At 36.9% G+C, this 26,666-nt stretch carries 30 protein-coding genes and 1 riboswitch; of the genes, 19 read left to right on the forward strand and 11 right to left on the reverse strand.

The window, feature by feature from the left end; all coding sequences use genetic code 11:
• Position 1: 1 nt before the first annotated feature.
• The gene (gene htpX / locus LMOATCC19117_RS05000; RefSeq protein WP_003726181.1) at positions 2 to 916 is read left to right on the forward strand and encodes a zinc metalloprotease HtpX; all 915 of its coding nucleotides are present in this window, start codon (positions 2 to 4) and stop codon (positions 914 to 916) included.
• Between the two features lie 37 nt (positions 917 to 953).
• On the opposite strand, the gene yjbH is transcribed toward htpX, so the two are convergent.
• The 3 genes from yjbH to LMOATCC19117_RS05015 all read right to left on the reverse strand — a co-directional run bounded on the left by yjbH (position 954) and on the right by LMOATCC19117_RS05015 (position 3,078).
• A complete protein-coding gene (gene yjbH / locus LMOATCC19117_RS05005; protein ID WP_003726182.1) occupies positions 954 to 1,772 on the reverse strand; it encodes a protease adaptor protein YjbH in 819 nt (272 codons plus the stop codon).
• 237 nt (positions 1,773 to 2,009) lie between these two features.
• Entirely contained in the window at positions 2,010 to 2,594 is a 585-nt protein-coding gene (locus LMOATCC19117_RS05010) for a CYTH domain-containing protein (protein WP_003726183.1), read from the reverse strand.
• A gap of 16 nt (positions 2,595 to 2,610) precedes the next feature.
• Complete coding sequence (locus LMOATCC19117_RS05015) at positions 2,611 to 3,078, reverse strand: tetratricopeptide repeat protein (RefSeq protein ID WP_003726184.1); 468 nt, start codon at positions 3,076 to 3,078, stop codon at positions 2,611 to 2,613.
• 158 nt (positions 3,079 to 3,236) lie between these two features.
• Here LMOATCC19117_RS05015 and LMOATCC19117_RS05020 point away from each other — a divergent pair, with 158 nt between their 5' ends.
• The 4 genes from LMOATCC19117_RS05020 (at position 3,237) to fabI (ending at position 6,506) form a co-directional block, all read left to right on the forward strand.
• Positions 3,237 to 3,905 carry a GTP pyrophosphokinase gene (locus LMOATCC19117_RS05020; protein WP_003722788.1) on the forward strand — a complete coding sequence of 223 codons (669 nt, stop codon included), beginning with the start codon at positions 3,237 to 3,239 and terminating at the stop codon, positions 3,903 to 3,905.
• A gap of 31 nt (positions 3,906 to 3,936) precedes the next feature.
• Positions 3,937 to 4,731, forward strand: a complete 795-nt coding sequence (locus LMOATCC19117_RS05025; RefSeq protein ID WP_003727068.1) for an NAD kinase — start codon at positions 3,937 to 3,939, stop codon at positions 4,729 to 4,731.
• Positions 4,732 to 4,749: 18 nt separating this feature from the next.
• Entirely contained in the window at positions 4,750 to 5,640 is an 891-nt protein-coding gene (locus tag LMOATCC19117_RS05030; protein WP_003730922.1) for an RluA family pseudouridine synthase, read from the forward strand.
• Positions 5,641 to 5,717: 77 nt separating this feature from the next.
• Positions 5,718 to 6,506, forward strand: coding sequence for an enoyl-ACP reductase FabI (gene fabI, locus LMOATCC19117_RS05035; protein ID WP_003722791.1), 789 nt, complete (start codon positions 5,718 to 5,720; stop codon positions 6,504 to 6,506).
• Positions 6,507 to 6,533: 27 nt separating this feature from the next.
• Here fabI and dltD read toward each other — a convergent pair whose 3' ends face one another.
• The 5 genes from dltD to LMOATCC19117_RS05060 are packed head-to-tail and all read right to left on the reverse strand — an operon-like array spanning position 6,534 to position 10,966.
• Positions 6,534 to 7,808 carry a D-alanyl-lipoteichoic acid biosynthesis protein DltD gene (gene dltD / locus LMOATCC19117_RS05040; RefSeq protein ID WP_003734311.1) on the reverse strand — a complete coding sequence of 425 codons (1,275 nt, stop codon included), beginning with the start codon at positions 7,806 to 7,808 and terminating at the stop codon, positions 6,534 to 6,536.
• Entirely contained in the window at positions 7,808 to 8,044 is a 237-nt protein-coding gene (dltC, locus tag LMOATCC19117_RS05045) for a D-alanine--poly(phosphoribitol) ligase subunit DltC (protein ID WP_003722794.1), read from the reverse strand. Before dltC ends, dltD begins: the two co-directional genes overlap by 1 nt.
• A gap of 25 nt (positions 8,045 to 8,069) precedes the next feature.
• Complete coding sequence (gene dltB, locus LMOATCC19117_RS05050; protein ID WP_003734312.1) at positions 8,070 to 9,254, reverse strand: D-alanyl-lipoteichoic acid biosynthesis protein DltB; 1,185 nt, start codon at positions 9,252 to 9,254, stop codon at positions 8,070 to 8,072.
• Complete coding sequence (dltA, locus tag LMOATCC19117_RS05055; protein ID WP_003727064.1) at positions 9,251 to 10,783, reverse strand: D-alanine--poly(phosphoribitol) ligase subunit DltA; 1,533 nt, start codon at positions 10,781 to 10,783, stop codon at positions 9,251 to 9,253. Before dltA ends, dltB begins: the two co-directional genes overlap by 4 nt.
• A gap of 36 nt (positions 10,784 to 10,819) precedes the next feature.
• Complete coding sequence (locus LMOATCC19117_RS05060; RefSeq protein ID WP_003726190.1) at positions 10,820 to 10,966, reverse strand: teichoic acid D-Ala incorporation-associated protein DltX; 147 nt, start codon at positions 10,964 to 10,966, stop codon at positions 10,820 to 10,822.
• 207 nt (positions 10,967 to 11,173) lie between these two features.
• Here LMOATCC19117_RS05060 and rpiA point away from each other — a divergent pair, with 207 nt between their 5' ends.
• Complete coding sequence (rpiA, locus tag LMOATCC19117_RS05065) at positions 11,174 to 11,848, forward strand: ribose-5-phosphate isomerase RpiA (RefSeq protein WP_003727063.1); 675 nt, start codon at positions 11,174 to 11,176, stop codon at positions 11,846 to 11,848.
• A 44-nt stretch (positions 11,849 to 11,892) separates the two neighbouring features.
• On the opposite strand, the gene LMOATCC19117_RS05070 is transcribed toward rpiA, so the two are convergent.
• Both LMOATCC19117_RS05070 and LMOATCC19117_RS05075 read right to left on the reverse strand, forming a co-directional pair.
• Positions 11,893 to 12,327, reverse strand: a complete 435-nt coding sequence (locus LMOATCC19117_RS05070) for a GNAT family N-acetyltransferase (protein WP_003734314.1) — start codon at positions 12,325 to 12,327, stop codon at positions 11,893 to 11,895.
• 17 nt (positions 12,328 to 12,344) lie between these two features.
• On the reverse strand, positions 12,345 to 13,094 hold the full coding sequence (locus tag LMOATCC19117_RS05075) for an alpha/beta hydrolase (RefSeq protein WP_003734315.1): 750 nt from the start codon (positions 13,092 to 13,094) through the stop codon (positions 12,345 to 12,347).
• Positions 13,095 to 13,313: 219 nt separating this feature from the next.
• On the opposite strand from LMOATCC19117_RS05075, the gene LMOATCC19117_RS05080 reads away from it, so the two are divergent.
• From LMOATCC19117_RS05080 to lieB, 3 genes are all read left to right on the forward strand, one after another.
• The gene (locus LMOATCC19117_RS05080) at positions 13,314 to 14,333 is read left to right on the forward strand and encodes a branched-chain amino acid aminotransferase (protein ID WP_003726194.1); all 1,020 of its coding nucleotides are present in this window, start codon (positions 13,314 to 13,316) and stop codon (positions 14,331 to 14,333) included.
• A 197-nt stretch (positions 14,334 to 14,530) separates the two neighbouring features.
• Positions 14,531 to 15,295: a multidrug efflux ABC transporter ATP-binding protein LieA gene (gene lieA, locus LMOATCC19117_RS05085; RefSeq protein WP_003730925.1), complete on the forward strand. Its 765-nt coding sequence runs from the start codon at positions 14,531 to 14,533 to the stop codon at positions 15,293 to 15,295.
• Complete coding sequence (gene lieB / locus LMOATCC19117_RS05090) at positions 15,292 to 16,044, forward strand: multidrug efflux ABC transporter permease LieB (protein ID WP_003730926.1); 753 nt, start codon at positions 15,292 to 15,294, stop codon at positions 16,042 to 16,044. Before lieA ends, lieB begins: the two co-directional genes overlap by 4 nt.
• 33 nt (positions 16,045 to 16,077) lie before the next feature.
• On the opposite strand, the gene LMOATCC19117_RS05095 is transcribed toward lieB, so the two are convergent.
• On the reverse strand, positions 16,078 to 17,553 hold the full coding sequence (locus LMOATCC19117_RS05095) for an LM6179_1298 family efflux MFS transporter (RefSeq protein ID WP_003727059.1): 1,476 nt from the start codon (positions 17,551 to 17,553) through the stop codon (positions 16,078 to 16,080).
• A 140-nt stretch (positions 17,554 to 17,693) separates the two neighbouring features.
• Between LMOATCC19117_RS05095 and LMOATCC19117_RS05100 the strand changes: the two genes are divergently transcribed.
• The 10 genes from LMOATCC19117_RS05100 (at position 17,694) to LMOATCC19117_RS05145 (ending at position 26,652) form a co-directional block, all read left to right on the forward strand.
• Positions 17,694 to 18,746 (forward strand): M42 family metallopeptidase, encoded by a 1,053-nt coding sequence (locus LMOATCC19117_RS05100; RefSeq protein WP_003727058.1) that lies wholly within the window; start codon positions 17,694 to 17,696, stop codon positions 18,744 to 18,746.
• A 12-nt stretch (positions 18,747 to 18,758) separates the two neighbouring features.
• A complete protein-coding gene (locus LMOATCC19117_RS05105; protein WP_003726675.1) occupies positions 18,759 to 19,238 on the forward strand; it encodes a glutathione peroxidase in 480 nt (159 codons plus the stop codon).
• A 132-nt stretch (positions 19,239 to 19,370) separates the two neighbouring features.
• The gene (locus LMOATCC19117_RS05110; protein WP_003726676.1) at positions 19,371 to 19,826 is read left to right on the forward strand and encodes a LytTR family DNA-binding domain-containing protein; all 456 of its coding nucleotides are present in this window, start codon (positions 19,371 to 19,373) and stop codon (positions 19,824 to 19,826) included.
• Complete coding sequence (locus LMOATCC19117_RS05115) at positions 19,823 to 20,251, forward strand: DUF3021 family protein (RefSeq protein ID WP_003727057.1); 429 nt, start codon at positions 19,823 to 19,825, stop codon at positions 20,249 to 20,251. Before LMOATCC19117_RS05110 ends, LMOATCC19117_RS05115 begins: the two co-directional genes overlap by 4 nt.
• Positions 20,248 to 21,159 carry an ABC transporter ATP-binding protein gene (locus tag LMOATCC19117_RS05120; RefSeq protein ID WP_003726678.1) on the forward strand — a complete coding sequence of 304 codons (912 nt, stop codon included), beginning with the start codon at positions 20,248 to 20,250 and terminating at the stop codon, positions 21,157 to 21,159. The genes LMOATCC19117_RS05115 and LMOATCC19117_RS05120 overlap by 4 nt, the downstream gene beginning before the upstream one ends.
• The gene (locus LMOATCC19117_RS05125) at positions 21,152 to 22,006 is read left to right on the forward strand and encodes an ABC transporter permease (protein ID WP_003726679.1); all 855 of its coding nucleotides are present in this window, start codon (positions 21,152 to 21,154) and stop codon (positions 22,004 to 22,006) included. Before LMOATCC19117_RS05120 ends, LMOATCC19117_RS05125 begins: the two co-directional genes overlap by 8 nt.
• An 81-nt stretch (positions 22,007 to 22,087) precedes the next feature.
• Complete coding sequence (locus tag LMOATCC19117_RS05130) at positions 22,088 to 23,656, forward strand: peptide chain release factor 3 (protein ID WP_003727054.1); 1,569 nt, start codon at positions 22,088 to 22,090, stop codon at positions 23,654 to 23,656.
• Positions 23,657 to 23,763: 107 nt separating this feature from the next.
• Positions 23,764 to 24,189 carry a MarR family winged helix-turn-helix transcriptional regulator gene (locus tag LMOATCC19117_RS05135; protein WP_003740532.1) on the forward strand — a complete coding sequence of 142 codons (426 nt, stop codon included), beginning with the start codon at positions 23,764 to 23,766 and terminating at the stop codon, positions 24,187 to 24,189.
• A 52-nt stretch (positions 24,190 to 24,241) separates the two neighbouring features.
• Positions 24,242 to 25,603, forward strand: coding sequence for an MATE family efflux transporter (locus LMOATCC19117_RS05140; RefSeq protein ID WP_003727053.1), 1,362 nt, complete (start codon positions 24,242 to 24,244; stop codon positions 25,601 to 25,603).
• Positions 25,604 to 25,682: 79 nt separating this feature from the next.
• A riboswitch (yybP-ykoY riboswitch) is annotated at positions 25,683 to 25,786 on the forward strand.
• Between the two features lie 98 nt (positions 25,787 to 25,884).
• Complete coding sequence (locus LMOATCC19117_RS05145; protein WP_003727052.1) at positions 25,885 to 26,652, forward strand: TerC family protein; 768 nt, start codon at positions 25,885 to 25,887, stop codon at positions 26,650 to 26,652.
• Positions 26,653 to 26,666: the final 14 nt, after the last annotated feature.

Genomic DNA, 26,666 nt, shown 5'->3' on the forward strand with positions numbered 1-26,666 from the left:
TATGCTATTTGAACAAATTGCAGCAAATAAGCGAAAAACAATTTTTATTATTCTTGGCTTTTTCATTTTCGTTCTTATGGTTGGCGCTGCTATAGGTATAATTGTTTGGAATAACTATCTGAATGGGCTCATACTCGCGGCAGTGATTGGTGCATTTTATATTTTGATTATGGTAATGAGCAGTTCATCTGTTGTCATGGCGATGAACCATGCGAAAGAAGTTACATCCAAAGATCAAGCGCCAGTTTTGTGGGATACAGTAGAGAGTATGGCAATGGTTGCTGGTATTCCGATGCCAAAAGTATATATCGTTGAAGATGCAAGTCCGAACGCATTTGCGACGGGGATTTCTCCTGAAAAAGGAGCCGTGGCGGTTACTAGAGGATTGCTTAATAAATTAGAACGTTATGAACTTGAGGGCGTTATTGCGCATGAAATTTCTCATATTCGTAATTATGATATTCGATTATCAACGATTGCCATTGCGCTAGTAGCTGTTATTGCGATTCTTAGTGATTTAGCTATGCGAATGATTTTCTGGGGAAGCCTAACTGGTGGCAGAAATAATCGTAAGAGTGACAATAATAACAGTGGCGGGGCACAAGCGATTATCTATATCGTTGCACTCATATTTGTTATTTTGGCGCCTATTATTGCAACAGCTATCCAATTTGCTTTATCTCGTAATAGAGAGTATTTAGCTGATGCTAGTGCGGTAGAATTAACCAGAAATCCTGATGGACTTATCCAAGCTTTACAAAAAATCAGCGGAGATTCGAAAAAAATGGAAGAAGTTAGTGCTTCTAGTGAGTCCATTTACTTTGCGTCACCTCTAAAGTCTAAAAAAAATAAGCCAGGTCTTTTTGACTCTCATCCGCCAATTAGTTCGCGGATTGAACGCTTAGAAAATATGTAAAAAAAAGAAGCAACCCAGGAATGGGGGTGCTTCTTTTTTATAAGTTTCCGATGTATTTCCAGTGAGCCTGGCCATCTGGAGCATCGATTAATTCTACTTTTTGTTGGAGACGCCATTTTTTCATTTGACGCTCGATTTGTTGTTCAGAAACACCATAAAAATCTGCCATAGTAGCGGAAGAAGTAACTTTTACTTTTGCCAAGTATTCTTCCATTTGCGGGCGTTCTTCTGGTTGTGGGGCATCATTTAAAAGCTCGGATAAAACATGCACATAAACTTCATAACGATGAAGCCCACTTAGTTTTAATCCAGCATCTTCTATATTTTTATTGAAAAAGACTACGGTAGGATTTTCATGAATTTCCATTTCTTGAGCTACTTTTTGATCGCCAATATAAGCACGCTTGGCAACTGTAGAAGCTAGATCTTTTTTGAATTCTGATAAATCTAGACCGGTGGAAACGGCGATATCATAAAGTACTTCTTCGCTAGCGATATCTTTATTTTCAAGGAAGTAGGCTGCTTGTATTTTGCGCAAGAATGTAATTCCTTGTTTTTTTCCTTGTAGTTCAGCGGCTTTGACTGCAAGACAAGAAATATAGGAAAGGTGCGCCCCTATTTGTTGTTCTTTTAAGCTTAGGTTACTATTTCCTGCGCGCTTTTGTTTACATACAAATGTCTGCAAATTATTATGCAGAACATAGCGCAATTTGAAATAGTTCCCATACTCCATTTGTAATCGGAGCATATTCGCTTCAATATTCCAACAGTCATCACAAGCTGGATCAAAAAATAGATAAATTTCGATTGGCTTGGAATTTGCTACTGACTGATAATATAAATTTTGGTTAATCATTTGCTATCACCTGATTTTCAAATTCTAAATATCTTCAAACAGATACTCATTTCAATGTACCAGTGTGAAAAGAAATAATTCACTGCTCAGTAAAAGCTGATACAAAATTTGTTTTTGTAACTTACATATCTATTTTATCAGCGTAATGTAAATTTAACAAATAATTGTCATTGGCTTAACATATTTATTCGTTATTTTTTAAGAATTTGTGTCTTTTTGCTATAAAAGTATCTATTCTTACTTATTATTTTCATATACGTGATGATAAAATCGTGCTACTTTATTTTCGGCAGGTTGATTGGTGATTTGATATTCTTTAAGTAGTTTGTCAAAAACCTCTTTTCCTTTATCATAATCAGACACTTCATACTCTAAGTCGAAATCTGATATAGAACCATAAAAATTCTTATCAAACACAAGTAAGCCTTTTTTATAATCTTTTTCTGCGCGAATTGTTTTGAGTGAACCGAAAACCTGTAAGTCTTCATGATTGATTCCTAGTTCTTTTAACGTGTCACGAACTGGTCCAACTGGAATATTTGCTCCAGAGATGATGGCACTAGCTTGGTCCTCGCCAAGAATTTGAGTAGTTTCCATCAGTCCACGTGCTTCTGGGGTTTTGAGTGTTAATTGGTACTGTGTTTCTAATTGTCGAATTCGAAGAGCGGAATGACGTTCTTTTAACCCGAAATTTGCTGTGTCTAAATAATAATTTGTTTGCTCAAAGAAATCTTCTTCTTTCACTCGAAAACTTTCTATTAATGTATCGTATTCTTCTTTGGTTAGTAGGTTACGAAATTCGATTTCTAGTTCTTTGACCATGATAGTTCAGCTCCCTTTAATGAAATGTCGCATCTAAATCTTGCGCATAAAATTGAATTGCTTTCTTGTAACTTAAAATGTCTGCATCACTCGTTGTTTGTGTCAAGAGTATTAAGGCTTCCTGCAAAGCTTCTTTTTCTAAGCCTTGATTGTATTTAGCCATAACTGAAAAAGTACGCAAGGCATTATTATCTGGAAATTCTTGTAAAGCGGTTTGGAAAAGCAGGCTAGCTTTTTCGGGCTGACCTGTAATACGGTAAGTACTACCAAGGCCTATATATGCTTCTTTACGAGAATCAACTGGAAGACCGAGCTGTATGGCTTTCTCATAAAAGGGGATTGCAGCATCTTCTTTACCGAGTGCGTCATGGGCCCATGCTGCATAATAATGAAGTTCTGCGTTATCGGAGTTGTTTTTTAATTCAGCAAGTGCTTGAGTGCGCGCAGTTTCGTAATCGCCGTTTTGAAGTAATGTTAGAATCATTTTCATCCTCCTTTTAGTTGTCGTTTGAATGCTTCGGTTTTATTTTACCACGGGATTGAAAAAAAGGTTACTTTAAGCAAGGTGGATTAACTGCTTTTGTGTTAAAATAAAACTGATGTTGCATAAATTTAATCATGAATATACTTGAGGTGAGCGATTTGAATCATTGGGAAGACTTTTTAGCGCCATACAAACAGGCTGTGGAAGAACTTAAAATTAAACTTAAAGGAATGCGTTCACAATTTGAGCTTGAAAATAATCATTCGCCAATTGAATTTGTTACAGGCCGAGTGAAGCCGGTTGCGAGCATATTAGATAAGGCCAATCAAAAGCATATTGCACTAGATCACTTAGTAGAAGAAATGCAGGATATTGCGGGACTCCGTATGATGTGCCAATTTGTAGATGATATTGAAGTAGTAGTGCGCCTTTTAAGACAGCGGAATGATTTTCGAATTGTAGAAGAACGCGATTATATTACAAACAAGAAACCCAGTGGTTACCGCTCCTATCACGTTGTTATTGAGTACCCAGTGGAAACAATTCAAGGAGAAAAGAAAATCTTAGCTGAAATCCAAATTAGGACACTTGCAATGAATTTTTGGGCAACGATTGAGCATTCGGTAAACTACAAGTATCAAGGCGAATTTCCAGAAGCGATCAATAAACGTTTAAAGCGTGCTGCTGAGGCTGCTTTTCAACTAGATGAGGAAATGTCGCAAATTCGCGAAGAAATACAAGAAGCGCAAGTTTATTTTTCTCAAAATAAAGACGTATCAAAGGATAAAAAAGCAGTGCATCAAGTAATGCCAAAGAAAAATAAGTAATTAGTTGTAGGAATAGGGGCGAATAGAAATAATGAAATATATGATTACTTCCAAAGGGGACGAAAAATCCGATTTGCTGCGACTAAATATGATCGCAGGTTTTGGGGAATATGACATGGAATATGATGACGTAGAGCCTGAAATTGTTATTTCTATTGGTGGAGATGGAACGTTTCTGTCTGCTTTTCATCAATACGAGGAACGCTTGGATGAAATTGCCTTTATAGGGATTCATACTGGTCATCTAGGCTTTTATGCGGATTGGAGACCAGCTGAGGCAAATAAATTAGTTAAGCTTTTAGCAAAAGGAGAATATCAGAAAGTTTCCTATCCTCTTCTCAAAACAACCGTGAAATATGGGATTGGCAAAAAAGAAGCAACATATTTAGCGCTTAATGAATCAACTGTAAAAAGTTCAGGAGGCCCTTTTGTAGTAGATGTTGTGATTAACGATATTCATTTTGAACGATTTCGTGGAGATGGCCTTTGTATGTCAACACCTAGTGGAACAACGGCTTACAATAAATCGCTAGGTGGGGCACTTATGCATCCTTCTATTGAAGCAATGCAGTTAACAGAGATGGCATCGATTAATAATCGAGTGTACCGGACAATCGGTAGCCCACTAGTTTTTCCGAAACATCATGTTGTTAGTTTACAACCGGTTAATGACAAGGACTTTCAAATTTCTGTAGATCATTTGAGCATTTTGCACCGGGATGTACAAGAAATTCGGTATGAAGTATCTGCAAAAAAAATTCACTTTGCCAGATTTAAATCATTTCCATTTTGGCGTCGTGTACACGATTCGTTTATTGAAGATTAAGCTAGCAGGAGGAAGCATGTGTTTTTAGAATGGAAAGTCGAAACGGAAGAAGATGGACTCTTACTTCGCACGTTTTTGAAGAGTAAACATATTTCGAAACAATTATTAACTGCCGTGAAATTTGGGGCAGAGGGGAAAATTGAAGTAAATAACGAAGAACAAAATGTTTTGTATCACGTAAAAGCAGGCGATAAAGTGAGGCTTACTTTTCCAACAGAGCAACAAAATGAACGATTGCTTGCGGAATATACCGATTTAGATATTATTTTTGAAGATGATTTTTTATTAATTATCAATAAACCAGCTGGTATGGCTTCTATTCCATCACAATATCATCCAAATGGATCCGTTGCAAATTTTGTCAAAGGGCATTATGAAACGCAAGGACTGACGAATGCTATTCATATTGTAACAAGACTCGATCGTGAGACGTCTGGGTTAATGTTAATCGCCAAAAATAGATTTGCTCATGCTAGATTAAGTACGTTTTTGCAAAAAGGATTACTAAAACGGCGCTATCAAGCATTTACATCAGGAGTTTTAGTAGAACAAAAGGGTTCGATTGAAGCGCCAATAGGACGCAAAGAAGTGAGTATAATGGAACGTTTTGTTACTCCTGAAGGTAAATATGCCAAAACAAATTATGAGGTTCTCGCGCGCTATAGAGCATTTGACCATGTGGCTATTCAACTTGAGACAGGAAGAACACACCAGATTCGTGTGCATTTCTCTTATATTGGACATCCGCTTATTGGCGATGATATGTACGGAGGAGATACGAATTTGTTGAAAAGACAAGCGCTGCACTCATGTCATCTGCATTTAGTCCACCCTTTGACAGAAAAATATATGGCGTTTGATCTACCTTTACCAGCAGATATGGAAGAGATAATTCAAAAATCGAAGTAATAAGAGTTTTAAAAAGTTATTTTGTCATGTAAAATGGAAGAAGCGAACAAATCGCATCAATTTTAGGAGGAAAGAACATGAATTTATCATTAGAGGGAAAAACATATGTTGTAATGGGAGTAGCTAATAAGCGTAGTATTGCTTGGGCAATTGCGCGTTCACTAAATGAAGCTGGAGCGAAACTTGTATTTACATATGCGGACGATCGTGCGAAAAAAAGCATTACAGAACTAGTACCTTCATTAAGCGAAGTAAATCAAAATCCACTTATCTTAGCTTGTGATGTAACAAGTGAAGAAGCTATTACAGAAACATTTGAAACAATTAAAGATAAAACTGGCAAACTTAGTGGCTTAGCACATTGTATTGCTTTCGCTAACAAAGACTTTTTAACTGGAGATTATTTAGAAGTAGATCGTAAAAGCTTCTTACAGGCACATGAAATTAGTGCTTACTCATTCACAGCTGTTGCTCGTGCACTAAAACACTTAGAAATGTTGACAGAAGATGCAAGTTTACTAACATTAACTTACCTTGGTGGGGAACGTGTAGTAGAAAACTATAATATTATGGGTGTAGCAAAAGCTTCTCTGGATGCAAGTGTTCGATACCTTGCTATGGACTTAGGGGCAATTGGTGTTCGTGTAAATGCTATTTCTGCAGGACCAATCAGAACGGTATCTGCTCGTGGCGTTAGCGGTTTCTCTGATTCTATTTCACTAGTGGAAGAAAGAGCCCCACTAAAACGTGCGACACAAGCGGAAGAAGTTGGCGATACAGCATATTACTTATTCAGTAATTTATCTCGAGGCGTTACAGGCGAAGTAATTCATGTAGATAGCGGTTATCATATTATTGGATTTTAAAGAAAAAAGACCGTAAGTAGTTAAAAACTACTTACGGTCTTTTTTTGGTCCATTTTCTGGATGTTCTTTAAAGTAATATTCTTTTGGTGTTGGTTTATAGTTTGTTTGCATTGGTTCTTTAACGAAGTCTGCTAATACTTGGTCGATTTTTACCCAACCGCGCCAGCTTAAATGAATCGGATCTTCTAAGAAAAAAGCATCATTTTGATATTCTTCTAGAGAGTAGTAACGGAAACCTTGACTCTCAATTTGTTCTTTTGTTTTAGCATAATAGTCATCTAAACCTTGTTTGTCCATACCAATGTAATCAATCCATTTTCCATTGATAGGCGGGTTAATGAAAATGACATCTGCACCAGCCTTTTTGAAAGCATCCATTAGTAGCTGTAAATCAGCAAACTCAGGAGATTGGTCATAACGTAAATCTTTGCGGCTATTTTTTAATTTACCTTCAATTGGTTTGATTTTCTTTTGGTAATAATGTTCTTTGACTTGAAAAGGGTTATTACCAGTACTTCTCTCCCCAGTTTCTTTAGCCAATTCATCTAGTTTTTGGTAATCTAAAGTTTCTGGAAGTTCTTTTAGGCCTTTGTTTACGCGATCTTGTTTGGAACCAATGATGTATTTTGATTCTAAATCATCTTTACGTTCCAAAATCTTCAGTTCGATATTACCAGTAATGTTTAGAAGTTTTGGATCATGAGGTTTTTTAGGCCCTTTTGCGACAATGTTTTCGAGTAATTTTTTTAATGTAGAGTCACTTTGAACTACTTGAAAAGATAATAAACGTTTAGCTGCATAGCGACGTTCAGGCGTATTTTTCGTATCTTCTAATGCGAATTTATATGCATGAAGAGGGGAAAAATTGGCACCAAATGATGGGTCAGAAACGCCTTTAGGTTGGAACCATTGTGGAGATAAAACTACCGCTACTTTTTTTCCTTTTAAATCATCACCAAGTGCATTTACGTCTAAGAAATGACTTAATGATTGTGTACCTGGGCGACCAAGTAAAAATGGTGTATAGCCCTGATTGTATTTTTTTGAGACTACGCTAGGATGAAATGGGTCGACGCGGGAAAGCTCTGAAGAACCATAAATTGGTAAATAGTTTCCTTCTTGTAAAGCTTTTTTCTGGATGTCTAAGCCTTGGATGACGGATTCGTTCATTGATGTAGCGCTTTTCTCTACGGTTTCAGAAGAAACTTTAGAGAATAAGCTACTAGGTCCGAATAGAACGAAAAGGAAAACCACGAATGCGACCAGTAAAGGCCCAAATGTCATCCACAGCTTTTTTTTCATTATTTTAGCGCCTCGAGTTGTGTAATAATCATTTCAGGAGTAGCCCATTCGTCGCGGTCAAATTCGGAAACAGGTACAGTGATATCTAATTTTTCTTCAATTTCAATTAAAAGTTGAACCGTAGCCATAGAATCAAGCAAGCCTTCATCAAATAATTTAATATTTGTATTTTGTACTACTTCATCCGTTTCTGTAATTTCCTCTAAGATTTCTAATACATTTTCACGAAAAGCCATTATAAATTACCACCTTTAGTTAGTTTTAAAAATTAATTTTATCTAAAATACCTGAGAATATCAGGAATCCGAAACAAACAAATTGGAATGTAATGAAAACGCCGATTACATAAGTAATTTTGTTTTTTGGATAGAATTTGTACTTCTTGTTAAAGCGTTCGAATAGGTCAAATCCAACAATTAGTGTTGCTTGATAAAGGCCATAAACGATGTAATACCAATGAAGTCCATGCCATACACCCATGATGAAAAAGTTAACGAAATATGCTAGGTAGGCAATAGTGAACTTACTTTTAAACCATTTCTTTTTTGTAACCCAAAATACGAAACGCATGAATACATAATCGCGGAACCAGAAAGAAAGCGTCATATGCCAACGATTCCAGAACTCTTTAATATTGCGAGCTGCGAAAGGTTTGTTAAAGTTCATAGGTGTTTGAACGCCGAGTAAGTAACTAACCCCAACTGCAAAGGCACTGTAACCTGCAAAGTCAAAGAATAAATACATACTATAGGCATACATATAACCAATTAAACTCTTTGTTGTGTCTACATGGTGTGTAATCGCGATGTCTAGTGGAACAACAAAATGTTTGTTTACTAAGTAAGCGATAATGAATTTGTAGAGAAAACCAAGGAAGATAAGGAATATTCCTCGATTTAATAAAGCTAGATAAGCTTCTTTACTAGGCGGATTATCCACGTCTTTTTTAAAGCGACGGAATCGGTCAATCGGTCCGGATGATATAGTCGGGAAGAATAGTAAGAAATTAACAAAATCCCACGCGTTATACTGTTTAATTAAGTTATCGCGTATTTCAATAATCATTTGTGCCGCTTTAAATGTTAAGTAGGAAATCCCTAGGAAACCAACCATTGTAACATTGTCTCCTAAAATTGGAACAACTTTAGAGATAATAAGGGGGAGAATAGACAGAATCACTGCTATGACGAATACGCCGCCGTGGTTCTGCTTTTTCTCCTGCCTGTAATGGAAGTAAAGTCGTACAAGAGCAAGTTGCCAGAAGACAAAGAAGATAAAAGTAGCTCCTTGGACTGGACTTGCTGAGAACATAAAGTATAAAAATACGAGTGTCACAAAAGCATTATAAATCGGTAATCTTTTTCCTAACAAACCAGCTACTATGATAGGAATCAAAAATAGTACAAGTACTCCAAAATAAAGGATTGTGCCGTATGGTAAACTCACTTGTTAACCTCGCTATTAAGCGCCTTGCGATCGATTTTGCCATTCATAGTTAACGGGAATTCCGTTTTGTAAATCCATTTTCTTGGGATCATGTATGCTGGCATAAATTCTTTCAGTTCATTTTTTATTGCTGCACTTAGCTGGTATTCTTTTTCGAAATCATGGTTAGTAGGGATGACCTGTGCGACCAACATATCTACCTTTTCATCTTTCATTTTAGGAATAATAGCGCAGTTTTGAATGTAACTTACTTTTTTTAGGTTGTTTTCGATATCTTCTAATTCGATGCGATAACCATGCAGTTTAATTTGGAAGTCAAGACGTCCTTGGAAGAACAGATAACCGTCTTTGATAATGCCAGAGTCTCCTGTGCGATAAGCTTGATAACCTTTATAGTCGAAGAATACTTGGTCTGTTTTTTCAGGTTCATTTAAGTAACCTTTAGAAACGCTAGCACCAATCAGGACAATTTCTCCTTTTTCGCCTTCTGGAAGAACCTCACCAGTTTCTTGGTCAACGATGTGTAAACGCATATCTGGTTTAATAACGCCAAGTGGTAAGCTTGGATAAGCATCGATAACCTCTCGAGTTACTTTTACTTGAGTGACAGCCACGGTTGCTTCTGTAGGTCCGTATGTGTTGTAAATAACTGCATCTGGGAAACGATTCAGCAATTCGCTTGCTGTTTTCTTGGCAAGTACTTCACCACAGAATAAGAAACGAATTAAGCCAGGGTTATTTTCTTGGTTAAAGTTATCGTCTAGTAAGCACAAATCAGCAAAAGAAGGAGTAGAAACCCATACATCCAAGTTTTGAGCAGGTATTTCACGATATAAATCTTTCATATTCGCAGTAATTGTTTTATCAAGAGGTACAAGCGTTCCACCCGATAGTAAACTTGGATATAAATCCATAACGGATAGATCGAAGGAAAAGGGTGCTTGGTTTAAGAAACGCAATCCTTGGCTTAAAGAAAAGTCTTGTAATATCCAGTTACTAAAACTTACTAGATTGTTTTGACTGATTTGAACCCCTTTAGGATTTCCTGTACTTCCGGATGTGTAAATAATATAGTAGTTATCATCATTTTTTACACATGCTTCTTTATCTGGAACTTCTCCGAAATGTTTCTCTAAGGCGTCCATTAGCTGATCTTGTGTTAGTACCGGACAACCAGTAATAGTAAGGTTACTAGGTAGCTCTTCTGTACAAATAAACAAAGAAGGATCAGCTGCTTTTTTAATTTGTTCTATACGTTCAACTGGCATAGAAACATCTACTGGTACATAAGCTCGACCTGATTTGATAGAGCCTAAAAATGCAACTAGCATTAGGGGAGACATATGTCCGTAAACGATAATAGGTTTTTCTTTGTCAGTATTTAGGTTTTTTAGTAGAAAAGAGCCGAATGCATCAGATTGTCGTTTTAGTTCTTTATAGGAAAGACGTGTTCCAGCATATTCATAGCAAGGGAAATCCGGTGTCTTCTCTGCCCATGCATCAATTCTTTCTATGATACTCGTTGTCATTATTGATATTCCCATTTTTAACAGTCCTTTCTTCTTTTAGAATTCATTGTAAATGAATTTCGCACCTTCAGGGTTTTTGAAACCATAAAACCAAAGCAATCCTAGCAAAACAACAAGGTAGAAAAAAGTTTTCATTGTAAAAATAGTTGCTGGATGTTGCAAAATGAGTTTTATTTTATTCATAAATCCACCTCTTTATTATTTCATTTGTGTTACAAATATTAAAAATAAACGTTTAATACTTACTTACTGTAATACATTTGTCTTTAAATGTCTAATTACATTTTTGTAAGGTTAGGAAAATATGCATATTTTGAACTTGAAAGTAGGTACGAGTATAATGAAACAATAGATATAGTAATGTTTTAATGCTAGAAAAGAGGTTGGAATATGATTAATCAAAAGAAGATAGCAGGAGAAAAGGCTTGTGAGTGGATTAAAGATGGAATGGTTGTGGGCCTTGGAACGGGCAGTACAGTCTATTACACGATTGAAAAGCTTGGAGAAATGGTAAATAATGGTTTGCATATTACAGGGGTGGCAACTTCTGAAGAAACAAGCAAACAAGCACAAAATTTAGGAATACCTTTGAAATCGCTAAATGACGTAGCGGAAATAGATATTACTATTGATGGTGCTGATGAAATTGATACGGATTTTCAAGGAATAAAAGGTGGAGGAGGAGCACTATTACGTGAAAAAATGGTAGCAAGTGCGAGTTTGAAAAACATTTGGGTTGTCAGTGAGGAGAAGCTTGTAAGAAACTTAGGGAAGTTTCCTTTGCCTATAGAAGTAATACCTTTTGGTTGGAAGCAAATTGAGAGAACACTTGAAAAAGAGCATATTCAAACAATTTTACGGAGACAATCTTCAGGAGAAATCTATGTGACAAATAACGGGAACTATATTTTGGATATAGTAAATCAAACTTTTAGGGATGCAGAAATGTGGCAAGAAAAATTAGCGCAAATTCCAGGGATTGTGGAGCATGGATTATTTCTTCATTATGTGGATATAATTGTTTGTGCGAAGGCAAATGGCGAAATAGAGCTAATAAAAAAATAGTTATTTCTTCTATATAAAAGAAATAACTATTTTTATTAAATTTCCTATGTTAATGTTTTTTTCATTTCTTTATGTTCAATTTCAGCATCAAGGAACAATCCCGAGCAAGTTTCGTATCCCAATTTTTCATAGAAGGGAATAGCAGTTACTTGGGCTCCTAATTTTAAGGTTGTTAAGCCACGAGACTTAGCTTCGGATTCAATGGCTTCCATGATTCTCCGGCCGCTCCCAGTGCCGCGGGCTATTTTCTGGGTACAGATGCGTTCGACTTTACCATAACCATCCTTTTCGCGGAATCTACCGGTTGCAAGCGGTGTGCCATCTTCTGCATAATCAACAAACATTACAACAGAATCTATTTCATCGAATTCATCCCATTCTAATGCTGGATCAACATGTTGCTCAACGACAAAAACATCATTTCTAATTTTAAGTGCGGCTTGTTTGCCAATATCATCTGTTACTTTCTTTACGGTCAAGTTGTTTCCGTCCTTTCTTATGCGCGCATGCTTTCTAAATCAAATGTATTCACTGGTAGCATAAATTGTAAAGAATCTTTGATAAATGGCTGCCAGTATTTCCAGCGATGATCACCGTTAAATACATGGAAATAATAATCAAATCCGCGAGTGCTTAAAATTTGCTCTAAAGATTTATTTGGTGATAGGAAATCGAGCACTTCATTTCCGGATGTTTCGACTGCAGTTTCTCGGTCACCGATAATATGGAAGATTTTCACTTTTGAAGGGTCTACTTTTTCTGCAAGTGTAAGGATTGTGTCATCCACATAGGGGGAATGTAAAATCACATTACCAAATGTAAAGGGAAAAAGAAGAGCTGCCTTTAAAGAAACGGATGCCCCGAGTGAATCTCCCATCAGGAATCTACTAGTAGGCATTTGGAAAGAAGGAAAGCGTTCTTCAAGATAAGGAACGAGTTCAAATGCTAAAAATCTGATATATGCATCGTTTTGTTTACCGTCCGGATGATATTTTTCGCGACGATCCATAACAGTTTTGTATGGGATACCAATGAAAATGGCTTTTTGAATCTGCTCATTTAGCGCTAATTCTTCGGAGTGACGCGCAAGTTTGCCAAACTGAAAATAATCTTTACCATCTTGTACAATGAAAAGTGGATATTTGTATAGTGGAGAAAAATCAGGTGGTAAGCAGATAATTAAATCAAGTTCCTCTCCTAGCGATTTACTATAAAATTTCTCATCTAACATTTTGTGAGCTGTCATTTTCATTCTCTCCTTTCTTGAAATCATTCCTTCATAGGGGATTGTTTTTTGAAAAGTTACTCTATTTTAGCATGAATTACGTTAAAAGAAAGAACATTTTGCCTATTTATTTGAAAAAAAATTTCTTTTTCACGAGACATCACTGCAATAATGCTATTTAATATGCTATACTGAAACATACAATAATTCTGTTTTAATGATAGAAAGTGGGGATTTTGAATGAGTAAAGATATTGACTGGAGTAATTTAGGATTTAGTTATATTAAAACGGATAAGCGTTACATTTCTTATTGGAAAGACGGGGAATGGGATGAAGGTACGCTAACAGAAGATAATACGCTACATATTAGTGAGGGTTCAACAGCGCTTCATTACGGACAACAATGTTTTGAAGGTTTAAAAGCATATCGTTGTAAGGACGGTTCAATTAATCTTTTCCGCCCAGATCGGAATGCTGCTCGTATTCAAAAAAGCTGTGAGCGTTTATTAATGCCTCACATCCCAACTGAAAAATTTATTGATGCTGTTATGCAAGTTGTTCGTGCCAATGAAGAATTTGTACCGCCGTATGGAACAGGTGCAACACTTTATTTACGTCCATTTGTTATTGGTGTAGGTGACAATATTGGTGTTCATGCAGCCCCAGAGTATATTTTCTCTGTTTTCTGTTCACCAGTCGGCCCTTACTTCAAAGGTGGAATGGCGCCAACTAACTTTATTGTTTCCGATTTTGACCGTGCTGCTCCAAATGGTACGGGTGCCGCAAAAGTAGGCGGAAACTATGCTGCAAGTTTACTTCCAGGCCAGGCTGCAAAAGAACGCAATTTTGGTGATTGTATTTATTTAGATCCAGCTACTCATACAAAAATAGAAGAAGTTGGTTCTGCTAATTTCTTTGGTATTACAAAAGATGATAAATTTGTTACGCCGTATTCTCCTTCTATTTTGCCAAGTATCACGAAGTATTCGTTACTTTATTTGGCAGAGCATCGTCTAGGTTTAGAAGCATTAGAAGGTGATGTATATATTGATAAATTAGATGAGTTTAAAGAAGCTGGAGCATGTGGAACAGCAGCGGTTATTACACCAATTGGTGGTATTCAAACCAAAGATGATTTCCATGTATTCCATAGTGAAACAGAAGTGGGGCCAGTAACGAAGCGTTTATTCGATGAACTATGTGGCATTCAATTTGGAGATGTAGAAGCTCCAGAAGGTTGGATTTATAAAGTGAAATAATTTTAAACCGTCCGTTCAGCGGACGGTTTTTTTATGTACAAAATCAAAAGTCATTTCTGATTAATAAAAAGAAAATGACTTTTTTATTGACATGATAGCAACTCGGTGTTACTATGTAGTAGTAATAAGTGATACAGAATACCTGTATTACTGAGTAGTGGAGTTTTAATAAAAAATGGAAAGAAGGTTGTATTCAAATGAAAGAAGTGATGATTAAAGCCACGGGTTTGGAAAAGTCATTTAAGAAAACAGAAGTCTTGAAAGGTGTGGATTTTGAAGTAAAACATGGCGAAATTTTTGCATTACTAGGCTCAAACGGTGCGGGCAAGACGACAACCATCCAAATTTTAGCGACTCTTTTAAAAGCGGATAATGGACTTGCTACAGTTTCTAGTTTTGATGTGAAAACGGAGCCGGAAAAAGTACGGAAACATATTAGTCTTACCGGACAATTTGCGGCAGTAGATGGACTTTTAACAGGACGAGAAAATATTTTACTCATTGCTAAGTTACGTGGTGAAAAGAATCCAGCACAAACGGCAGATGACTTATTGGCACGTTTTGGACTTGAAAAAGCTGCGGATCGGCGTGCAGACACTTATTCAGGTGGAATGACAAGACGACTGGATATTGCGATGAGTCTCGTTGGCTCCCCAGATGTGATTTTTCTTGATGAGCCAACAACTGGACTTGATCCGGAAGGGCGAATGGAAGTCTGGAAAACGATTAAAACACTTTCTGATGGAGGAACAACTATATTACTAACAACGCAATATTTAGATGAAGCAGAGCAGCTTGCGGATAGAATCGCTATCCTTCACGGTGGAACCATTATTGCAAATGGAACCTTGGATGAACTTAAAAAATTATTCCCGCCAGCTGAAGTAGAATATATCGAAAAACAACCATCACTAGAAGAAATTTTCTTAGCAATTATTAATGGGAAGGAGGAAGTAAAATGAAAGCAATTCGTGATACAAGCATATTATTTGGTCGCTCCATGCGTCATATTATGCGTAGTCCTGATACGATTATTACAGTTGCCATTATTCCAATTATGATTATGTTGATGTTTGTGTATGTGCTTGGAGGCGCAATTCAAACGGGGACAGACAATTACGTAGATTATTTGTTGCCGGGAATTATTTTGATGGCAATCGCAAGTGGGATTGCTTATACGGCGGTACGATTATTTACAGATGTACAAAAAGGATTATTTCAACGATTTCATTCTATGCCAATTAGTCGTTCTTCGGTATTATGGGGTCATGTTTTAACTTCTTTAGTTTCTAATGTTATCTCTATTGTGCTCATTATTTTAGTTGCTCTTCTTATTGGTTTTCGTTCATCGGCAGGAATAGTGGAATGGCTTTCTGTAGCCGGTATTTTGCTATTATTCACATTAGCGCTCACATGGGTTGCTGTGATTCCTGGTTTAACTGCCAAATCAGTAGATGGAGCAAGCGCATTTTCTTATCCGCTCATATTTTTACCATTCATTAGTTCAGCTTTTGTTCCAACAGATACGATGCCAACTGCAGTTCGTGTTTTTGCAGAAAATCAGCCCGTGACCTCAATTGTTAATACGATACGTGGATTGCTGTATTCAGAACCAATCGGGAATGATATTTGGATTGCGCTTGCTTGGTGTGTCGGAATTACCGTTGTTGCGTATGTTTTTGCGATAACTATTTATAAAAAAATGGTATAAAATAAAAAGTTTGGCTCCGCGGAGCCAAACTTTTTATTTTTCACCGGAAATATGTTTTTTCGGTAAGATAAAATGAATAAAATAACTAACGATACAGCAAGCAAACATAACCCAGAAAACCATATGAAGCCCGCTATATAAAATATCTCGAAGCGGATCAACAAGGTCTGCACTAACGTTGCCAGAAGTTTGTGGGCTAATTAGTTGGTTTAGATTACTACGATTTACTTCACTGCCAGCTGCAGCGCGGAATTCGCTTGTAAGAACTGAGTTGAAGATAGTTCCAAAGACAGCGACCCCGATTGTTTGACCAACTGTTCTAAACAGTGTGTTAGAAGCTGTAGCAATACCAGTTTGGAATCGCGGTACTGCATCTTGAACGGTAACAGTTGTTGTTGTAAAGATTATCCCAAAACCAAATCCCATAAATGCACTATTTAAATAGAAGAAGATATCATTTGTGGAAGCGGGGAATAAGGCTAAAATTAATCCACTTGCAGCAGTAATTAAAACGCCAATGCCAACCGTATGCCGATTTCCAAGCGTCATTAAAAGTTTGCCGCCGATAAATGAACCAATTATCCATGTAACTGAAAGCGGTGCAAGCATAAATCCAGCAATCGTAGCCCCGTGCCCAAGCATTCCTTGTGCCCACATTGGAATATACACGTTAATTCCAATTAGGAAGGCACTAATCAAGAAACCAATTAAGTTCCCAATTAACACCACTGGGTTTTTAAATAATACAAATGGCATAATCGGATCTTTTGCACGTTTTTCGACAAAATAAAAAGCAATAAATAACACAATCGAAACGGCAAAAAGAATAACGACGAGCGGTTCTGTCCAGTTGAGTGATTCCCCGGCTCGCTGTAACGCAAATAATAATCCAAGCAGAGCCACCGTAAAGAACGAGGCACCTAAATAGTCAATTGGTAGTTTGACATGTTCCACTTTTTCGCGTAAATAAAGCAAAATAAGTAGGATTGTTAAAATACCGATTGGGACATTGATGAAGAAAATCCAATGCCATGAAAGTTGGTCTACTAAAAATCCTCCAACAAGTGGTCCAAATACGCCAGCGATACCCCAAGCGGAACCCATGAAGCCAAGTACTTTTGCTCGTTTTTCAAATGGATACACGTCTGCGATAATCGTCATAGTAGATGGTAAAATCCCACCTGCTCCAATACCTTGGATCGCGCGAAAAATAATTAATTGTTCCATATTTTGTGCAAATCCACAAAGTGATGAACCAATAATAAAAATAATTGTCGCAATCACAAAAATATTTTTTCGTCCATACAAATCAGACAGTTTTCCGTAAATCGGAACCGTCACTGCTGATGTTAGCAAATAAACAGAAAAAATCCAGTTCATTAACTCTATGCCGTCCAACTGACTTACAATCGTTGGCATCGCAGTACTCACGATGGTACCTTCAATAGCTGCCATAAATGTTGCGACAAATACGGCGATGGTAACGGCTTTTACTTTTGTTTGTTCCAAAAAATTCCCTCCCTTTTTGTCTACCGAATTATAGCATATAAAAGGACTAAATTGGGAAAAAAGTTAATCCTAAGAAATGCGCATATTCAAGATAAGCGCTATAATATAATAGAAGAAAGCGAACTAAAGGAGGAATTTTTTTGTCATACGAACCAAATACAAAAGAAACAATGCAAAAAATTAAAGAATTAACATCTATCCCAAGCCCAACTGGCAATACAGGGAAAATCATCGAAAAACTGGCAAAAGATTTAGATGCTTCAAAAATCCCTTACCATTTAAACAACAAAGGTGGATTAATCGTAACGCTTCCTGGGAAAGACGACACGAAACACCGTATGCTAACCGCCCATGTGGATACGCTGGGTGCAATGGTCAAAGAAATTAAAGCAGACGGACGATTACTTTTAACCTTAATTGGAGGCTACCGTTTTAACGCGATTGAAGGCGAATATTGTACCATTGAGACAAGTGATGGAGATTTGTATAGTGGCACCATTTTAATGCATCAAACTTCTGTCCATGTCTATAAAGATGCTGGGACTGCTGAGCGTAATGACAAAAATATGGAAGTTCGCTTAGATGTAAAAGCATTAGATGCAGACAAAGTTCGTGCGCTTGGAATAGAAGTAGGGGATTTTGTTTCGTTTGATCCGCGCGTGCAAATTATTAATGATGAATATATCAAATCTCGCCATTTGGATGATAAAGCAAGTGTCGCGATTTTATTACAACTAATCAATCATATTCACGAAAATAAACTGGAGCTTCCTCATACAACCCATTTCCTCATCTCTAATAATGAAGAAATTGGCTATGGTGGTAATTCTAACATTCCGTCTGAAACGGTGGAATATTTAGCTGTCGATATGGGAGCCCTTGGTGACGGACAAACGTCTGATGAATACACTGTTTCTATTTGTGCAAAAGATGGTAGTGGCCCGTATCACCTTGGTTTGCGCAAACATTTAGTGGAGCTTGCTAAAAGCAATAATATTGATTATAAAGTGGATATTTATCCGTTTTATGCGTCTGATGCGAGTGCGGCAATTAATGCTGGTAATGATATTGTCCATGGTTTGATTGGACCAGGTATTGATGCTAGCCATGCATATGAACGCACACACCGCGATTCACTTTACCATACAGAAAAATTAGTTTATGCATATTTATTTTCAAATATATTGAAATAGGAGGAATCCCATATGAATGTCCATGATTTTTCTGAAAAAGCAATGAATGGCAAAGAAATAGCTTTAAGTGATTATAAAGGTAAGGTATTACTCATCGTGAATACTGCGAGTAAATGTGGCTTAACACCCCAATTAGAAGGTCTCGAAGCAATGTATAAAAAATTGGGTGGCGCTAATTTTGAAATCCTCGGTTTCCCGTGTAACCAGTTTTTGCGACAAGATCCTGGCAGTGATGAGGAAATTTTAGAATTTTGCCAAATGAATTATGGTGTGACTTTCCAAATGTTTTCCAAAATTAAAGTAAAAGGCAAAGATGCCAGCCCACTTTATAAATATTTAACCGAACAAACGGGTGGTAAAAAAGTAGAATGGAACTTTGCGAAATTCTTAATTGATGAAAATGGAGAAGTTGTTGAACGTTTCCCATCTAAAATGAAACCAGCAGATTTTGAGGATAAAGTGGAAGCACTTGTTGCGAAAGTAAATAATTAAGGAAAACTCGGTAGTGCTATTATAGTACTACCGAGTTTTTTGCATCTTAGTTAGTTAAAAATGCATGTTACTGAAATCAGCTTGTAGTTTTTGACATGGCGTTTATAATAAAAGAAAAAGGGAGGCAACCAGATGAAATTCCATGTGAAGCAAAATAATAATTTAGCAGTTGGTGAAGTGGATGTGTATTGCCATCCCGATAATTTAGAAGAAGTAACGAACATGGTAATAGGAATAGAAGAGTCAGCTGAAAAAATCTCAGTCAAAAAGGATGGAGCCACTTATTTACTAGAACCAAAAGCCATTTTATATTTTGAGGCAGTCGAAAGTAAGATTTTTGTTTATACGGAAAAAGAAATTTATGAAATCCATTGGAAATTATATGAACTGGAAGAAAAATTCAAGGAGAGTTCTTTTTTCAGATGTTCGAAATCAATGATCTTAAATATTGAATGGATTGAAAAGATTGCCCCTGGCTTCAACGGTAAATTTGAAGCGAAACTTTTAAATCGAGAAAAAGTAATTATTTCTCGGCAGTACGCGAAGGTTTTAAAGCAAAAATTAAACATGGGAGGTAAGCGGAAATGAGTACTAAACTAATTCAATTTATACAATCAGCATGCCTTATTTTTTCTGCCTCTATTATCACGATGATCTGCTCTTACATCGCAACTGGAGAATCAGAAACGGTCGCAATCCGGGATATTTTTATTATGTTAGGTTTTAGTATTGTGACAACATTCATACAGCAATTATTATTTAATAACTCAGTGAAAACGAGACGTGCTTTTTACAGTCGTTTGATTGCTTTCTTCCTCTTTATTGGCGCAGCAATTTTAGGGCTTGGTTGGTTGCTGGATTGGTATCATAACATAGCTGGGTTTATGATTATTTTGGGTTTTATTTGTGTGACTTTCCTTGTAATGCATATTTTCTTCAGCTTCCGTGATGTGAAATTCAGTAATGAAATTAATCAAAAACTAGCAGAAATGCGAGAAAGGGAGACAAAATGATAAAATTGATCAATGTAGTTAAAAAATTTGGCAAAATCGAGGCTGTCAAAGGTATTAATTTAGAAGTTGAAAAAGGCTCGTTATTTGCTTTTCTAGGCGAAAATGGTGCGGGTAAATCGACTACGCTTAGCATGATTTGCACAGAAAGCGAACCAACTTCGGGAGAAATTTTCATTGATGATGAAAAATTGACATTTAAAAACCGTAAATTATTTAGACAAAAACTAGGCGTTGTTTTCCAAGAAAATGTGTTGGATGACTTACTCACGGTGCGCGAAAATTTATATAATCGTGCTAGTTTATATGGGAAAACAAAAGCAGAAATTACGGAACGATTAGCGCTAGTTTCTTCTATTATGGGCATTGAGGATATTTTAAATCGGCGTTTTGAAAAATTGTCTGGTGGTCAAAAACGTCGCGCGGAAATTGCTAGGGCAATTATGCATGACCCAGAAATTTTGCTGCTAGATGAGCCAACGACCGGACTGGACCCAAAAACTAGAGTGAGTGTATGGAAAATTATTGATTATTTGCGAGAAGAATTAGGAATGACGGTGTTTTTAACGACACATTATTTAGAAGAAGCCAAAGATGCGGATCAGTTGGCTGTAATCCATAAGGGGAAAATCATCGCGCAAGGGACACCAGCAAACATTAGAAGTCGTTTTTCTGTAGACAAAATTTTCTTTTACGATGCAAAAGTTGCAGAACTTCAAAAAATAATGAAAAAAATGAATTTACCATTTAAAGTGACTAACAGAACGATGCGTGTAGATGTCATAGATGAAAATGTCGAAATATTGGCTATTTTAAATCAGGCTATAGGATTTTACGACTCTTTTGAGGTGATTAAAGGGAACTTAGATGACGCTTTTATTTCGATGATTAAGGAGGACTCCAATGATTAGTCGTAATTTAAAAATTTATTTTCGTGATAGAACAGCTGTATTTATGTCATTACTAACTGTTTTAATTATTATTGGGCTGTATGCGATTTTTTTAGGAAATAATATGGAAGAGATGTTCAAACAGGCTTCTGGAAAAACGATAGGGATTCAAGAATTAGTGAATACTTGGGTGATTGCGGGGATTTTATCCATTACACCTGTGACAGTATCGTTAGCTGTTTTTTCTTTGAAAGTACATGATGAAGAATTAAGTATTGCGAGAAGCTTTGCGATAACACCAGCTTCCAGATGGCGTATTGTTATTAGTTATATTGTTAGTGGACTAGTTGCTTCCTTCTTGTTGTCTGTTGTAACACTTTTTGTTGGAGAAATGTATATTTGGTTGACTGGCGGAGCATTTTTACCTTTTGAGAGCTGGATTCGTTTAATTGGGGTTATTTTAATTAATGTTTTCTGTTGTAGTAGTATGATGTTCTTTATCGCCAGTTTGGTGAAAAAAGCGAGTGCCTTTAGCTCCGTTTCGACGATTGTTGGGACTGTTATTGGTTTTATTGCAGGGATTTATTTACCCATTGGTTCACTTCCGGCTACGGTGCAAACTGCGATGAAATGTTTTCCTTTCACATACGGAGCTTCTACCATTCGAGAAATCATGACGAAAGAGCCATTACAACAAGTTTTTGCAGGTAATACTCAGGCGATGGATGCAACAAAAGAAATGATTGGAATTACGATTTATTGGAGCGATAAAACAGTTACAACAGGGCTTAGTTTACTTATTTTAAGTGCCTTTGCAGTCGTGTTTGGTGTATTATCTGTGATCCTCATGAAACGACAAACAAAATAATTTTTGAATAAAAAATCAGCCGAAATTCTCCTAGTTATGCTATACTAATGGAATGTGAATGAATCTAGGAGGAAAATAACAATGAGTCAAGATTTGCAAAAAGAAGTTGCTTCACGCAAAACGTTTGCGATTATTTCTCACCCGGATGCTGGGAAAACGACGATTACGGAACAATTATTATTATTCGGTGGCGTTATCCGTTCAGCTGGGACTGTAAAGGGAAAGAAATCTGGCAAGTTTGCGACAAGTGACTGGATGGAAATTGAAAAACAACGTGGTATCTCGGTAACGAGTTCTGTGATGCAGTTTGATTATAATGGTTCAAGAATTAATATTTTGGATACACCGGGTCACTCGGATTTCAGTGAGGATACGTACCGGACATTGATGGCAGTGGATAGTGCAGTTATGGTTATCGATGCTGCGAAAGGGATTGAAGCCCAAACGCTAAAACTGTTCAAAGTTTGTCGGATGCGCGGGATTCCAATTTTTACTTTTATTAATAAAATGGACCGTCAAGGGAAAATGCCGCTTGAATTACTTGCTGAATTAGAAGAAGTTCTTGGCATTGAATCGTATCCAATGAACTGGCCAATTGGTATGGGGAAAGAGCTTGCTGGGCTTTATGACCGCTATCATCGTGTGATTGAACAATATCGTTCAGAGGAAGATGAGCGTTTCTTGCCACTTGGTGAAGATGGTGATTTGAAAGAAGCACATGCTATTCAAAAATCACTTTATTATGATCAAGCATTGGAAGAAATTATGTTACTTGATGAGGCTGGAAATGATTTTAGCCGGGAACGTATTATTGCCGGTGAACAAACACCAGTATTCTTTGGAAGTGCCTTAACTAATTTTGGTGTAGAAACTTTCTTACGTACATTTGTTGATTTTGCGCCATCTCCTTCAAGTCATGAATCGAATGAGGGCGTGATTGAAGCTGATAATCCGAAGTTTTCTGGCTTTATTTTCAAAATCCAAGCGAATATGAATCCTGCTCACCGGGACCGGATTGCCTTTATTCGAATTTGTTCAGGCGAATTTGAACGCGGCATGAATGTTACGTTAACGCGAACGGGCAAAAGTATGAAGCTTGCTAACTCAACGCAGTTTATGGCGGATGACCGGGAAACTGTTAATCGTGCGGTAGCTGGTGATATTATCGGTTTGTACGACACGGGAAATTACCAAATTGGCGATACGATTACTAATGGAAGTAAAAAACTTGAATTTGAAAAACTTCCGCAGTTTACCCCAGAATTATTTATGCGTGTTTATGCGAAAAATGTTATGAAACAAAAGCATTTCCATAAAGGCGTCGAGCAACTTGTTCAAGAAGGTGCGATTCAATTATTTAAAACGTGGCGCACGGAAGAATACATTATTGGGGCTGTTGGTCAGTTGCAATTTGAAGTATTCGAACACAGAATGCGTGGCGAATATAATTCAGAAATTCGGATGGAACCAATCGGCAAAAAAATCGCTCGTTGGGTCAAAGAAGAAGATGCGGATGAAAAACTATCCACCGCTCGAAGTATGCTCGTAAAAGACCGCTTCGACCAACCGTTATTCTTATTTGAAAATGAATTCGCAATTAATTGGTTTAATGATAAAAATCCAGATATCGAATTAACTTCATTACTATAATAGCTGCAACCTATTTGTACTTTCGCAAATAGGTTGTTTTTTTGCTTGACAATTTTTTGAAACGCGCTATAATTAGTTAGAATTCTAATTAATAAGGAGGAATACTCGTGAGAAGAGAGAAAACGATGGATACGTTAATTCGTTCGATTATGATTAAATCCAAACGGAAAATGGACGCAAAAGTAGCTCAATTTGGGCTGACAACTCAACAAGCTAGAGTTCTAGGGTTTTTAAATGATAATGCGGCAAATGAAATTATCCAAAAAGATCTTCAGCGAATCTTCCAAACGCGTGGCGCAAGTATTACTAGCCTCATTCAAGGACTCGAGAAAAAAGAATTAATTTCTCGTAAACCAAGCATTCGAGATGGCAGAGAAAAAGTGGTCACTTTAACAGAAGAAGGTAAACGAATAGTGGATGAATTTAATGAATCCTTCCCGCGTGAAGATGATAAAGCGAAAAAAATCCTTTCCGCTGACGAGTATAAAATCTTTATTGATCTACTTAGTAAAATTGATGACAATACGGAATAAAAAAATTTAACTATATAGTTAGAGTTCTAACTAATTTTGAGGGGGAACCAAAATGAAACACTCAGATAATTATTATTTAACAAAAGCGAGCATTCCTAAAGCGATAGCACATTTATCTATTCCGATGATGCTTGGAATGTCTGTAGGGGTCATATATAACATTATCAATGCGTTCTTTATAGGCTTGTTGCATGATACGTCGATGTTAACCGCGGTGACACTTGGATTACCGATGTTCACCGTTTTGATGGCGATTGGTAATATGTTTGGAGTAGGTGGTGGAACGTATATTTCGCGCTTGCTTGGGAAAGAAGAGGGAATAAAGGCAAAACAAGTATCCGCCTTTGTTTTATATGGAAGTTTAGTATTAGGAATTATCTGCGCCATCATACTTGGCTTTTTGATTAATCCAGTTACTCATTTTCTTGGGGCAGATGCAACGAGCTTTTTACACACGAAAAATTATACGTTGGCGCTTTTAATTTGTAGCCCGTTTATTATTGCGAATTTTGCTTTAGAACAGGTGGTTCGGTCTGAGGGAGCTTCGCGGGTTTCTATGAACGGAATGATAATTGCTACAGTTGTTAATTTAGTATTTGATCCATTGCTTATTTTGTATTTTGATTTTAATGTGGTGGGGGCCGCAGTTTCGGTAGGATTAGCAAGTTTATTTTCGCTGATTTACTATGCTTGGTATTTAGAGAAGAAAAGTGAGTATTTATCGATTCGTTTTAAATGGTTTAAAGCAACAAAAGAAATCGTTCAAAATGTGTTTAAAATTGGTGTTTCAGAGTTGCTTTTATCATTATTCCTCATTGTGACAACACTCGTTTTAAATCATTATTCGATGATTTACGGGGAAGGAGTAGTTGCAGGTTTTGGCGTGGCGCTTCGGGTGGTGCAGCTCCCTGAATTTATTTGTATGGGACTTTACATGGGGATAATTCCGCTGTTAGCTTATAATTACGGTTCGGGTAATATTGCGCGGTTTGAAAAAGCAATACGGGCTACTGCAATTAGTATCGGGCTTATTGTGCTCTTACTTTCGAGTCTGGTATTCCTCTTCCGTTTCCAAGTGATGCATCTATTTAGTGACAGTCAAAGTGTGATAACGCTTGGTGTGCATATTATGGTTGCGATGTTGATATCTTCTCTTTTCAGTGGATTTACGGGGCTGTTTACGAGTACTTTTCAAGCGATTGGGAAAGCGATTCCGGCTACGATTATGTCTGTTTCACAAGGCATCATTTTTATCCCAGTCATCATTTTAGGACAACATTATTTCGGACTTATGGGTGTGATTTGGTCCTTAACAGCGACTGAAATTCTGACATGTATCATTGGTGTGACACTATTCACAATCCACAATGTCAAAATAGCTAGTAGCGCAAAAACGAAAGACTTAGCCGTTTAAAAAGTTTGTGAGAAAAATTAGTTGACGAGAAGTTCTATATTATGGTATTATTCTCTAGGTAATCATATATCGTTCTTTGACAAATGTCAGAGGGGAGTAGCGCTGATTAGCTTTTTAATCAGGATAAAGTCGTCATTACATGATAGAGATATCATCGGTTTTATCACATTTAATTTTAAATGTTAGCGAGACCTTTGCCTTTACGGGCAGGTCTCGCTTTTTTGTTTCTTCAAAATAGGAGATCTTTGACATTTTAATAGAACAAAGGAGGAAAAGAATTAGTGGATACAGCAATGATTTTAGAGTACGGTTGGGTGTTACTTGTCCTAATCGGTCTTGAGGGGATTTTAGCAGCAGATAATGCAGTGGTTATGGCTGTGATGGTCAAACATCTCCCAGATAAACAACAGAAAAAAGCGTTATTTTACGGATTGATGGGTGCCTTTGTTTTCCGTTTTGGCGCATTATTCTTAATTTCCTTTTTGGCAAATGTTTGGCAAGTTCAAGCGCTTGGTGCCGCATATTTACTATATATCGCTATTAGTCACATTTGGAAACATGCAAAAGGAAAAGACGGAGAAAAAGAGAAGAAGGAAAAAGCTGGCTCTGGTTTTTGGATGACAGTTCTAAAAGTAGAGATTGCCGATATTGCGTTTGCGATTGATTCCATGCTTGCGGCAGTAGCACTTGCCATTACTCTTCCAGAAACAGGATGGGGACACATTGGAGGAATTGATACCGGGCAATTTGCGATTATGTTCTTAGGTGGACTTGTCGGCCTCATTATTATTCGTTTTGCAGCAACACAATTTGTTAAATTACTAAAAAGTTATCCAAGCCTCGAAACAGCCGCATTTTTAATTGTTGGTTGGGTAGGCGTGAAGCTTGTTATTTATACACTAGCTCATCCAAGTCTTGGGGTAATTCCACACAGCTTCCCTGAGTCAACACTGTGGAAATTAATTTTCTGGGGTGTGATGATTCTTATTATTATATGGGGATGGTTCGTTTCCTATCGTAGTAAGAAAAAAGCAGAAACAACTAAATAATTTTTAATAGACCA

Origin of the sequence: Listeria monocytogenes ATCC 19117 (assembly GCF_000307025.1) — a bacterium.
Lineage (GTDB): Bacteria > Bacillota > Bacilli > Lactobacillales > Listeriaceae > Listeria > Listeria monocytogenes_B.

Coding starts and splice junctions, on each gene's coding strand:
- LMOATCC19117_RS05110 (WP_003726676.1), top strand. CDS start 19,371: ATGAAATTCCATGTGAAGCAAAATAATAATTTAGCAGTTGGTGAAGTG.
- dltA (WP_003727064.1), bottom strand. CDS start 10,783: ATGACAACGAGTATCATAGAAAGAATTGATGCATGGGCAGAGAAGACA.
- yjbH (WP_003726182.1), bottom strand. CDS start 1,772: ATGATTAACCAAAATTTATATTATCAGTCAGTAGCAAATTCCAAGCCA.
- LMOATCC19117_RS05125 (WP_003726679.1), top strand. CDS start 21,152: ATGATTAGTCGTAATTTAAAAATTTATTTTCGTGATAGAACAGCTGTA.
- lieB (WP_003730926.1), top strand. CDS start 15,292: ATGAAAGCAATTCGTGATACAAGCATATTATTTGGTCGCTCCATGCGT.
- LMOATCC19117_RS05120 (WP_003726678.1), top strand. CDS start 20,248: ATGATAAAATTGATCAATGTAGTTAAAAAATTTGGCAAAATCGAGGCT.
- LMOATCC19117_RS05105 (WP_003726675.1), top strand. CDS start 18,759: ATGAATGTCCATGATTTTTCTGAAAAAGCAATGAATGGCAAAGAAATA.
- dltC (WP_003722794.1), bottom strand. CDS start 8,044: ATGGCTTTTCGTGAAAATGTATTAGAAATCTTAGAGGAAATTACAGAA.
- LMOATCC19117_RS05075 (WP_003734315.1), bottom strand. CDS start 13,094: ATGACAGCTCACAAAATGTTAGATGAGAAATTTTATAGTAAATCGCTA.
- LMOATCC19117_RS05130 (WP_003727054.1), top strand. CDS start 22,088: ATGAGTCAAGATTTGCAAAAAGAAGTTGCTTCACGCAAAACGTTTGCG.
- htpX (WP_003726181.1), top strand. CDS start 2: ATGCTATTTGAACAAATTGCAGCAAATAAGCGAAAAACAATTTTTATT.
- lieA (WP_003730925.1), top strand. CDS start 14,531: ATGAAAGAAGTGATGATTAAAGCCACGGGTTTGGAAAAGTCATTTAAG.
- dltD (WP_003734311.1), bottom strand. CDS start 7,808: ATGAAAAAAAAGCTGTGGATGACATTTGGGCCTTTACTGGTCGCATTC.
- rpiA (WP_003727063.1), top strand. CDS start 11,174: ATGATTAATCAAAAGAAGATAGCAGGAGAAAAGGCTTGTGAGTGGATT.
- LMOATCC19117_RS05010 (WP_003726183.1), bottom strand. CDS start 2,594: ATGGTCAAAGAACTAGAAATCGAATTTCGTAACCTACTAACCAAAGAA.
- fabI (WP_003722791.1), top strand. CDS start 5,718: ATGAATTTATCATTAGAGGGAAAAACATATGTTGTAATGGGAGTAGCT.
- LMOATCC19117_RS05025 (WP_003727068.1), top strand. CDS start 3,937: ATGAAATATATGATTACTTCCAAAGGGGACGAAAAATCCGATTTGCTG.
- LMOATCC19117_RS05115 (WP_003727057.1), top strand. CDS start 19,823: ATGAGTACTAAACTAATTCAATTTATACAATCAGCATGCCTTATTTTT.
- LMOATCC19117_RS05015 (WP_003726184.1), bottom strand. CDS start 3,078: ATGATTCTAACATTACTTCAAAACGGCGATTACGAAACTGCGCGCACT.
- LMOATCC19117_RS05140 (WP_003727053.1), top strand. CDS start 24,242: ATGAAACACTCAGATAATTATTATTTAACAAAAGCGAGCATTCCTAAA.
- LMOATCC19117_RS05060 (WP_003726190.1), bottom strand. CDS start 10,966: ATGAATAAAATAAAACTCATTTTGCAACATCCAGCAACTATTTTTACA.
- LMOATCC19117_RS05080 (WP_003726194.1), top strand. CDS start 13,314: ATGAGTAAAGATATTGACTGGAGTAATTTAGGATTTAGTTATATTAAA.